Consider the following 10,829-nt stretch of genomic DNA (forward strand, 5'->3'; position numbering starts at 1 on the left):
GGCTGTGTTTTTTAATCGGGTTAGAAATTACTGTCGGTGTACACCATCAACTGGTGAACGCAATGCAGTGCCAATGTCAGTTTGGGAAGTTTGGTCTGTTGTTTAAGCACGGCGAGAAATGCTTCTGCATCTTCCAGTCCCACAGGCCGTGGCACATTGGCAAAATCGCTGTCGGCAACGGTAAGACACAGTATGCCTTGGCGGTTAAATTCTAGGTTCGTCTGACGCAGTTTCTGGCCTAATTGCTGTAACTGCTCCACGACTGTGGGTTTAAAAAACTTTGATGCGATCATCTCTGAGCCAGCCAACACTTTGAACTGCTTGCGAAAGTCTAATGATGCAGGCTCCCATTTCACGCCCGTTTGTCCGCTGTTACTGTAACTCAAAATGTTGAGATCCTGAGTAAAGCCAAAGGATAAAATCACCCCATACCGATGGTAATGGCGGTATGTGGTATGCGTGTGTTTGCGGCCTTTGCTGTCGGTCGTGGTGGTGGTGTGCTTGTCCACATAATGAAAATCGAACAGCTGATAATCAAATTGATGTTCTGTTCCCTGGTAATGGCCTTGGCATAACCAGTCTATGCTGCGCTTGTGATTGCCACGATTAAACTCATAAAAACTGCGTTCAAACTCGCGGGCTTTAGCTTCAGGTTGGCACGGAATTTCCTGAAGCTGATTATCCAGCAACAGGTTTTTGCGCCATATCGCATCGGCGAGCCCTTGCAGTCGCTGATAACGAGACAGCAATTGCCAGACACCAATACCGGTCAATAATAGAAATGGGGACCACGGGCCTAATGGCAAGCGATACAGTGGTGAGAGCAGCCAATTTAAACCATTGAGCACTGAATCTGGCAGTCCAGTCAGCTTGCTGCTATCCAACAACCACAGAATGGCTAACACAACGAGTCCGGCTACAGTCATCAGCCAGGGCCAACGATTGTTGTAGCGGATGGGGCCTTTGAAACTCAATGCGGGCTTTAACAGATCATAAAGGCTGTGCTCGTCGTTAACACCTGGCAGCGACTGCTTCATGGCCCGTAATAACTGGTCGACTCGTTTATTGTTAGAAATCGCCATAGTAACACTATTGATATCCTTTCAATGGGCTAAAGGTGAGCTTACCGGCTCGGCGTCATCAGAAATTAGGCTTGTATTCAAAACCTGCGGCGGCTTCGCTGTCATCAAAGGTATCCAGCCGATGTTTATGAGTAAACGTGCTGTTGACCAGATTGTTGGGAAACACCTCAATACCGTTGTTGAACAACTCAACATTGCGATTGAAGATGCGTACCGCTGCGCCAATATTTTCTTGCTGTTCGGTAATTTCTCGCATCAATTTGCTGAAGAGTTCGCTGGCTTTCAGTTCGGGGTAGGCTTCGACGGCAATGTTCAATCCTTTAACCACTTCGCTCATGTGACTTTCGGCTTTGGCGAGTCCTTTAGTGTCAATGGTGTCGGCCGACAGCGCTGCCAATGCACTGCGTAATGCAGTGACTTTTTCCAGCAGTCCTTTTTCATATTCACTGTATTGTGCTGCGACCTGCTCCAGCGACGGCAAAATCTTATTCTTTTGACGCTCCTGGGCGATGACGTCACTCCAGGCTCTCTGGGTAGCGTTATAACGACCAATAATGCTGTTGTGGATAACGATGATAGCCAACACTACTGCGGCTACTACTATGATTAGCATGATCAAAGCACTCATTTTTTGTCCTTAAAAATGTGCATGTCGCAACTGTTAGTTACTGTAGCAGATTGCATTCACATTGTTGAATCATCGGTAGCTAACATCGTGGATGCCATTAACGTCCTGCTATCTATAGCGGCTTGGGATGTTAAGCTTAATTGGTTATTGCTAGTCCCAATAGAGGCTTAGGATGCTGGTCAATTTTGCCTTCTGGTAAATGCGCGACCGATACCATAAAATGCGCGCCGCACTGAGATGGGAATTTACCGTTCATGTTACTGGTTATCGACAACTACGACTCTTTCACTTACAACCTAGTGCAATATTTTCAGCAACTGGGAACTTCACCTGTGGTACATCGCAATGATGCGCTGACGGTGGCAGAAGTGTTGGCGTTGCAGCCAGAGCGATTGGTGATCTCTCCTGGCCCCTGTACCCCGGATGACGCGGGTATTTCGTTGGCGTTAATTGAACAACTAGCCGGGAAAATTCCGATATTGGGTGTGTGCTTGGGCCATCAGGCGATTGCTCAGGCTTTTGGTGCCAAAGTCATTCGTGCACAACGAGTGATGCACGGTAAAACCTCGTTGATTTCGCATCGCGGTGAGCGGTTGTTTCACGGGTTACAGAACCCCTTGAATGTGACCCGTTACCATTCACTGTTGGTGGAAGCCTTGCCTGAAGATTTCGTGCTGGATGCGTGGTTCGATGACCCGCAGTTTGGCCGAGAAATCATGGCCATCAGCCAACCCGCGCTAGCGCTATTTGGCGTGCAGTTTCATCCCGAATCGATCATGAGTGAGCAGGGCCATGAATTGCTGGCCAATTTCTTGAAAGCATCAATACCTGCCGCCAGCGCCACTCGCTAACAAGCCTTTACAAGTTTCCCGGCGTCCAATCCGCACTCGCTGTACGCAATGTGATATAACAGGCGTCGTTGACAAGTCCTGTTCCGGGCTCTGGCACCGGAGAATCACACAATAAAAAGGAATGCGAATGAAACCCCTCATGCGTCACATAGGGCTCAGCGCCTTGACTCTGGCGGTACTTAGCGGCTGCGCGGCCACACAAAATACCACCGCCCAGCAAACCACGATGACTCACACGGCGGTCTCTCAGCCGTTAGTCGCTCCCCCTACCGCAGATACACCTCTGACGATAGAACAGATCATGGCCGATCCCGATTGGATGGGGGTGAGTGCCGACGGGGCTTACTGGAGCGATGATGGCAAGTCGGTATTGTTTTTCCGTCAGCCCAGCGCTTCGCCACTCCGTAACTATTATCGTCTTAGTGTCGCGGATGGCGTGACTAACGAGCTGCAGCTCAACGAGTTGCACTTGGCCTCCCAACGTGAAGGGGTGTTCAATCAGGACAAAACTCGTAAAGCCTATGTTTATCAGAACAACCTGTTTGTTAAGCAGCTCAGCAGCGGCAAGATTGAACAGCTAACCCGTCAAAACGATAGTATCGATGGGGTGCGGTTCCTGAATGATGGTGATCTGGTGTATTGGCAGGGCAGCAAGGTGTACCGCATCCATCAGGACTCTGGAATGGTGGAACAGCTGGCAGATATTCAGTTTGCCAAAGCGCCTGAAGCGGTGAGAGAGCCGGACACTTTCCTGGCAAAGCAGAATCAGCGCTTGATTAAGTTTGTGGCAAAGCAGCATGACAATGCCAAAGCGCTGGAACAGTACAAAGATCAGTTACAACAACAAGATCCCACCATGGCGGCGAAGCCATTTTATTTGGGGGAAAAAGATGCACTGATTGAACTCAGTGTGTCACCCGATGCTCGCTATCTGTTCCTGGTGTTGCAAGATAAAACCTACAAAGGGCGCACGGATGCCGATGTGATGCCGAACTATCTGGATCCTGAAGGCCATGTAGGTTTAGTCCCGGTGCGTGCCCGAGTCGCCGAAGATAAGTTACCAGGACAGCGTTTTGTGGTGTTGGATCTGCAGTCACACCAACAGCAAGATGTGACCCTGGAAGGCTTGAGCGGATATGACGAAGATGTGCTGGCAGCGGTAAAAGCTGAAAATGCCAAAGCGCAGGGCACTACCTACAAGAGTGAGAAAAAAGTTCGTAATATCCGTTTGATTGAAGATTGGGGATGGGATCAGAGCCCCATTCAATGGCAGGCCACAAAAGACACCGTGGCGGTGATGCTGGAAGCCACCGATAACAAGGATCGCTGGATTGCCACGGTGGATCTCAATAAAGGTAAGTTCCAGACCCAGCACCGTTTACACGATGATGCCTGGATCAACTATGACCATAATCAATATGGCTGGTTACCGGGCAGTGACACCCTGTATTACTTGTCAGAGCAGAGTGGTTATTCACAGCTGTATCTGAAACCGTTAACCGGTAAAGAAAAAGCGCTGACCAGTGGTAAATTTGTGGTGAGTGATATCACCCTTAGTCCCGATAGCCAGTACATCTATTACAAAGCCAACAAGGAACACCCAGGTAAGTACAATATTTACCGGGTGGATCTGCAAAATGGTAAAGATGAACAACTGACGCACTGGACCGGTACTCTCGACTATCAACTGAATCCCCAAGGCGACACTTTGCTGTTGACTGCGTCAGCATTGACTCAGCCCAATGAGCTGTATTTGCAGCCGATTGGCGGTGAGCTGAAACAACTGACGCACTACACCAGTAAGGCCTTCGCCGATTATCCGTGGCAGGCACCGCAGATCATTGAAGTGCCATCGTCACATGGCGCTGGAAAGGTCTATGCAAGACTGTATCTGCCGCAAGGTTTTGATGCCAAGCGCGCCGATAAATACCCGGCAGTCATTTTTAACCATGGCGCTGGCTATTTGCAGGAAGTACATTACGGCTTCTCTGATTACTACCATGAATTCATGTTTAATAATCTGTTGACTCAGCATGGTTATGTCGTGCTGGACATGGATTACCGGGGTTCTAAGGGGTATGGCCGTGACTGGCGTACCGCAATCTATCGCAATATGGGGCATCCGGAAGTCGAAGACCTGAAAGATGGCGTTGCCTGGATGGCTAAAAATGCCAACATTGATACTCAACGGGTAGGCACTTATGGCGGTTCTTACGGTGGCTTCCTGACGTTCATGTCACTGTTTACCGCGCCGGATCTGTTCCAGTGTGGTGCGGCATTGCGCCCGGTCGCAGATTGGGCTCATTACAATGCCCCTTACACCTCGAATATTCTCAATACCCCAGACGATGACCCGATTGCCTACCGTCGTAGTTCGCCGATTGAACACGCACAAGGCCTGAAAAATCATCTGTTGATTTTGGGGGGGATTGAAGATGATAACGTGTTCTTCCAGGACAGTGTGCGCATGGTGCAGCACCTTATCGAGTTAGAAAATCCTCACTTTGATATGGCTTACTATCCGGTGGAACATCACGGCTTCCGCCAGCCTTCCAGTTGGCTGGATGAGTATCGCCGTATTCTGCGACTGTTTGAGACCGATTTAAAAAAATAGTCACCTCAGCAGGACGGCAATCGAAAACAGGCTCAGTTAGAGCCTGTTTTTTATGATTCGCGGAGAGTTAACTCAATATCCTTGATGTTTAGTATGATTAATCCAGATAAAATGGACGAATAATTCAGATTTTTACTGGCAAATGCCAAGAGGAAAACAGCACAGGTGGTAGCGTCGGTTTCAGGCGGATTCAAGCCCGCGCCAGTGGCAGCACTGGAACAGAAGTTCCTGCAACAATTAATTCTGGGAACTCAAGCGAACACTCCGGTCTGGGATGATCCAGAACCAGAGTTAGAAGCCATTGCTTTTAAGCTGGAAATCGAGCGCGAAGCGGCAATGGCGCGCATTGCAAAAAAGCAGCAGACCAAACAATTGGCACAACAGATTAATAGTCAGTTGCATATGAGTCTGAAAACGGAACTGGCAAACCAACTGGCGTCTCTCGACATTATTCAGCGCCACAGCCCGGTATCAGATAAGCATCTCTTGTTATTGGAGATGCTGCATTCACCACAACTGGATTTAAACCGACTACGTCCTGCCGTTGCCAGTCAAGCCTGGTTGGTACGCGATCTGACTAACATGGTCAATAGTCCGGTTTTTGGTGCCAGAAGACCGCAAAATAAAGACTTGCAGGTGTCTGATTTGAAACTGGTGCTTGGGTATATCGGCATGGATAACCTGAGACTGTTGATCCCATTTTATATCTGCCGTCACTGGTTGCCGCTGGGACATACCGGGTTGTTATGGATCAATCGTAAACTCTGGCGTTACGCCCAGATCCAAGGCGTTGCCACCCGCGCCCTAGCGGCATTACATGAACAGGATGGCGCCTTATTATATGCACTGTCGTTGATGCGCCAGCTTGGGGCTTCTGTGGTATTAGGGATGGGCGCTTCAATCTTTGAACAACTGCGTGGCAACTGGCTCAAAGAAGCCAGTAAAGCACGGGATAAAGAGTTGTATGACGCCGTCGCTGTCAGCGAATTCCCGGCACTGGAGATTTTTCAGCAGGTGCAAGAGCATGCGATGCGGCTTAACTGGCAGCTGCCGCAGGCGTTAGGATTTGCCGATAGTGCATTGATAACCTGGTTGCAGGAGTTGGAAGACAAACAGGGCTTTGAGCAGATGCCGTTGTTGGCTCAACTGGTCGCCAAAGCCAGCTGCTATGCACAGAGTTTACTACTTGATGAAAGTCATCAACTGAGTTTTCGGGACAAGCAGCTCCTTAACAGTTACTACGCTATGAGTGAGCAGGAGCTTATCCGTTTACAAGGCCAGAATTATCGTAAATTGAGCTTATTCTGAGCGACCAAGATTGATTGGCACGCCAAGTTGACGCCTGACCTGATTGGCGCTTTAAAATATTTGGTATTTTCTCCTAGTGTGTCTTCTACCTAACAGCAACTACTGCTATTATTTTGTTTAACTATTCATTTAAAGTGAATAGTTAAACATTTGTGGTTCGGTTGCTTTTTTTTGTGACTAATTATGCCTGGAAATATCGGCTAATCGCCTTTTTACTTCCTGAAATCAGATCTTTATGCACTTACCCTTCGAAGAGTTAAGCGCCGGCCCTGATCAATCTGGTATTTTGATCACAATTTAGCTATTAATGTCACATATCTAAAACACCGATCCGCAGTAATACTAGACGACAAAGAGAGATTAACTGCGAAGGGACAGCGGTTATAGCGCTGTCTGAAATCATAAAGGATATTCAGGAATGAGTGTGAAAATGAATCTGACCCGTGCTCAGTTTGATGAAGTTATGGTGCCTAATTATGCACCGTCTCCGATAATCCCGGTACGTGGCCAGGGCAGTCGGGTCTGGGACCAGGAAGGTAAAGAGTATGTCGACTTTGCTGGTGGTATTGCGGTGACCTGTCTGGGACATTGTCATCCCGCATTGGTCAATGCATTAAAAGAGCAGGGTGAGAAACTGTGGCACCTGTCTAACGTTATGACTAATGAACCGGCATTGGCATTGGCGACCAAATTGGTGAATGCCACCTTTGCTGAAAAGGTCTATTTCGCTAACTCAGGAGCAGAAGCAAACGAAGCCGCACTGAAACTGGCTCGCCGTTATGCGGTTGACAACTATGGCCCAGAGAAAGACGAGATCATTGCTTTTGATAAAGCATTCCATGGCCGTACTTTCTTTACTGTGAGTGTTGGCGGCCAGGCGGCCTATTCTGATGGTTTTGGTCCTAAGCCACAGGCGATTACCCACATTCCTTATAACGATATTGAAGCACTGGAAGCAACCGTTTCCGAGAAGACCTGCGCAATTATGCTGGAACCGCTGCAAGGCGAAGGTGGCATTATTAGCGGTGACCCGGCGTTTTTACGTAAGGTGCGTGAACTGGCGGATAAATACAATGCACTGGTGGTGTTTGATGAAGTGCAGAGTGGTATGGGCCGCACCGGTGATCTGTATGCCTATATGGGGACCGATATCGTGCCGGATATTCTGACCACAGCGAAAGCGCTGGGTGGCGGTATCCCAATTGCAGCAATGCTGACTACCAGCGAAATTGCTGCACACTTCAAAGTGGGGACTCATGGTTCCACTTATGGTGGTAACCCGCTGGCTTGTGCTATCGGTAATGCAGTAATGGATATTGTGAATACCCCGGAAGTGCTCGACGGTGTGAAATATCGTGAACAGCTGCTGCGTGATGGGTTGAACAGTATTAATGATAAATACCATGTGTTCTCACAGGTACGTGGTAAAGGGTTGTTGATTGGTGGCGTGCTGAATGAAAAATATCAGGGCCGCAGCCGCGATTTCCTGCTGGCCGCTATCGATAACGGTCTGATGGTGCTGGTTGCCGGTGCCAACGTTCTGCGTTTTGCTCCCTCACTGATCATCCCAGAGGCAGACATTGCCGAAGGCATCGCCCGCCTGGAAAAAGCAGTTGCTCAGATAGTTGAAGCCTGAAGCGTTCAGGAAGTTCTTTGCCCCTGACCTTTATGCTTATTCCCCGTTTCCGGTGTGTTGATACACCGGAAACTCGGTGGGGACACAGGAGAGTTAACCATGTTGATAATCCGGCCTATTTGCCAGTCTGATTTTGCCGCCCTGCGTTATATTGCCGAAGCGTCTGGCCACGGCTTTACGTCGTTACCGGTCAATGATGAAGTCCTCACTGCCAAGATTAATCGCGCGGAAGCCTCATTTAATAAACCGGTTAGCAAGCCTTATGACGAAAGTTATCTGTTCGTCATGGAAGATACCGATACCGGCGAGGTGGTGGGTACCTGTGGTATTGAAGGTGCTGTTGGCATGGAGGATGCTTTTTATCACTATCGTCTCGGCACGGAAGTTTATCATTCGGCGCAAATTGGTGTCCGCAATGAAGTCGAAACACTAACCCTGTGTCATGACTACACGGGTGCTGCAGAAATGTGCACACTGTTTCTGCGTAAGGATTATCGTAAAAGCACCAACGGTCGCCTGCTTTCTCGTTGTCGTTTTCTGTTCCTGGCACAGCATCCATCACGTTTTGGTGAAACTGTGATTGCCGAAATGCGTGGTGTCAGCGATGCCTCGGGCAATTCCCCCTTCTACGGCTGGTTACAACAGCATTTTCTCGGTATCGATTTTATCGAAGCTGATTATCTTTCCGGACTCGGGCAAAAAGCGTTTATGGCCGAGATGATGCCGCGCAGTCCGGTGTATGTTTGCATGTTGCCTGAAGCGGCGCAGCGAGTGATCGGTGAAGTGCATACCAATACGCGTCCGGCGCTGAGCTTGTTGCAGGCTGAGGGGTTCCGCTGTCGCGGTTATGTCGACATTTTCGATGGCGGTCCCACCGTTGAGTGCACCCTGCAAGAGATCCGCGCGGTGCGCGATAGCCGCTTGTTAACGGTATTGGTCGGCCCCATGGATGACAACGGTGACACATATATTGTTGCCAACACTCAGGTGGCAGATTTCCGCGCCACTGCAGTAAGACTCAATGTCACTGCCGAAAGTAACCATATCACCTTGTCACCTGCCTTCGCCCAGGCACTGCGGGTACAGGCAGGACAACAAGTCCGGATATTACCTATTTAGGAGAAACCCCATGACACAGTTTATCAACGGTAACTGGAGCGATGGTGATGGTCATCCGATGGCCTCATTCAATCCAGCCAACGGCGAACAGCTCTGGCAAGGCAATGCAGCGACGTCAGCGCAAGTCGATGCGGCGGTCGCGGCCGCCAGAGCTGCCCAATTTGACTGGTTCATGCTGGGGTTTGAAGGACGATTAAAACAAGTTGAAGCGTACCGCACCCAGTTAGAAGTCCATCGCGAATTGCTGGCGGAGACTATCGCCCAGGAAACCGGTAAACCGCGATGGGAAACCGCCACGGAAGTGACTGCGATGATCGGTAAAATTGCGCTATCAGCCAAAGCCTATCAGCAACGTACTGGCACCAGTGAGAACGCGTTACCGGTGGCGCGAGCGGTACTGCGGCATAAGCCGCACGGTGTAGTCGCGGTGTTTGGTCCCTATAACTTTCCCGCGCATCTGCCTAACGGTCATATCGTGCCGGCCTTACTTGCCGGTAATACAGTAATTTTTAAGCCTTCTGAACTGACTCCGAAAGTCGCCGAGCTGATGGTGAAGTTATGGCAGCAGTCTGGTGTGGCTGCTGGCGTTATCAATCTGGTTCAAGGTGAGGTTGAGACTGGCAAAGCGCTGGCCGGACACGAGGGTATTGATGGACTATTCTTTACCGGCAGTAGTCGTACCGGACATTTATTGCATCAGCAATTTGGTGGTCATCCAGGCAAGATTTTGGCATTAGAGATGGGCGGTAATAACCCGCTGATCGTCAAAGATGTTGCCGATATCAAAGCGGCTGTGCACGAGATCATCCAGTCGGCTTATATTTCATCTGGTCAACGCTGTACCTGTGCCAGACGATTGTTTGTGCAGCAGGGGGCTCAGGGTGACGCGTTAATCGATATGCTGATTAAGGCGGTGAAAGCGATAAAAGTCGGTCCGTGGAATGCAGAGCCACAACCCTTTATGGGCGCGATGGTGTCGGAAACAGCGGCACTAGGCATGTTGGCCGCACAGCAGCATTTGCAGCAATTGGGGGGGCAGTCGTTGGTAGTGATGCAGCAGTTACAGGTCGGCACCGGGCTGGTGTCTCCGGGGCTGATGGATGTTACCTCGGTAGCAGAACTGCCAGACGAAGAATACTTTGGCCCACTATTGCAATTGATCCGTTATCAGCAGTTTGATGAGGCTATCGTAATGGCAAATAACACCCGTTACGGTTTGTCCGCTGGGCTGCTGGCTGACAGTCGGGCTGATTTTGACTATTTCTTTGCCCGTAGCCGTGCTGGCATCGTTAACTGGAACAAGCAGATCACCGGGGCGGCAGGTTCAGCCCCCTTTGGCGGTATAGGCGCTTCGGGCAACCATCGCCCCAGTGCGTTTTACGCCGCGGACTATTGTGCTTACCCGGTAGCGTCAATGGAAGCGGATACGCTCAGCTTACCCGCAACACTCAGCCCAGGATTGACGCTGTAAATTTGCTAGGGAAGCCATTTGCTGCTTCCCTTTTTTATATGCCGTGTCCCGTCCTGAAATACGTTGACATAAAGAGGACTTCTTTATGGCGACATCAACTAACTCAAGCCGTAAGCGCAC

8 protein-coding genes are annotated in these 10,829 nt (G+C 49.8%); 6 read left to right on the top strand and 2 right to left on the bottom strand.

Features of this window, described 5'->3' with window-relative positions; all coding sequences use genetic code 11:
• Positions 1-20: 20 nt before the first annotated feature.
• Positions 21-1,082: a hypothetical protein gene (locus PY479_RS16555; RefSeq protein ID WP_275484442.1), complete on the bottom strand. Its 1,062-nt coding sequence runs from the start codon at positions 1,080-1,082 to the stop codon at positions 21-23.
• A gap of 58 nt (positions 1,083-1,140) precedes the next feature.
• Positions 1,141-1,710, bottom strand: coding sequence for a LemA family protein (locus PY479_RS16560; RefSeq protein ID WP_212594356.1), 570 nt, complete (start codon positions 1,708-1,710; stop codon positions 1,141-1,143).
• A 254-nt stretch (positions 1,711-1,964) separates the two neighbouring features.
• Between PY479_RS16560 and PY479_RS16565 the strand changes: the two genes are divergently transcribed.
• The 6 genes from PY479_RS16565 to astD all read left to right on the top strand — a co-directional run bounded on the left by PY479_RS16565 (position 1,965) and on the right by astD (position 10,709).
• Complete coding sequence (locus tag PY479_RS16565; RefSeq protein WP_275484443.1) at positions 1,965-2,561, top strand: aminodeoxychorismate/anthranilate synthase component II; 597 nt, start codon at positions 1,965-1,967, stop codon at positions 2,559-2,561.
• Between the two features lie 127 nt (positions 2,562-2,688).
• Complete coding sequence (locus PY479_RS16570) at positions 2,689-5,175, top strand: prolyl oligopeptidase family serine peptidase (protein ID WP_275484444.1); 2,487 nt, start codon at positions 2,689-2,691, stop codon at positions 5,173-5,175.
• 165 nt (positions 5,176-5,340) lie between these two features.
• Positions 5,341-6,483: an HDOD domain-containing protein gene (locus tag PY479_RS16575; RefSeq protein WP_275484445.1), complete on the top strand. Its 1,143-nt coding sequence runs from the start codon at positions 5,341-5,343 to the stop codon at positions 6,481-6,483.
• A gap of 418 nt (positions 6,484-6,901) precedes the next feature.
• The gene (locus tag PY479_RS16580) at positions 6,902-8,119 is read left to right on the top strand and encodes an aspartate aminotransferase family protein (protein ID WP_212594352.1); all 1,218 of its coding nucleotides are present in this window, start codon (positions 6,902-6,904) and stop codon (positions 8,117-8,119) included.
• A 99-nt stretch (positions 8,120-8,218) separates the two neighbouring features.
• Positions 8,219-9,238, top strand: a complete 1,020-nt coding sequence (gene astA, locus PY479_RS16585; protein WP_212594351.1) for an arginine N-succinyltransferase — start codon at positions 8,219-8,221, stop codon at positions 9,236-9,238.
• Positions 9,239-9,248: 10 nt separating this feature from the next.
• Positions 9,249-10,709: a succinylglutamate-semialdehyde dehydrogenase gene (astD, locus tag PY479_RS16590; protein ID WP_275484446.1), complete on the top strand. Its 1,461-nt coding sequence runs from the start codon at positions 9,249-9,251 to the stop codon at positions 10,707-10,709.
• Positions 10,710-10,829 lie beyond the last annotated feature (120 nt).

It is taken from the genome of Shewanella sp. A32 (genome assembly GCF_029167175.1).
GTDB classification, from domain to species: domain Bacteria; phylum Pseudomonadota; class Gammaproteobacteria; order Enterobacterales; family Shewanellaceae; genus Shewanella; species Shewanella yunxiaonensis.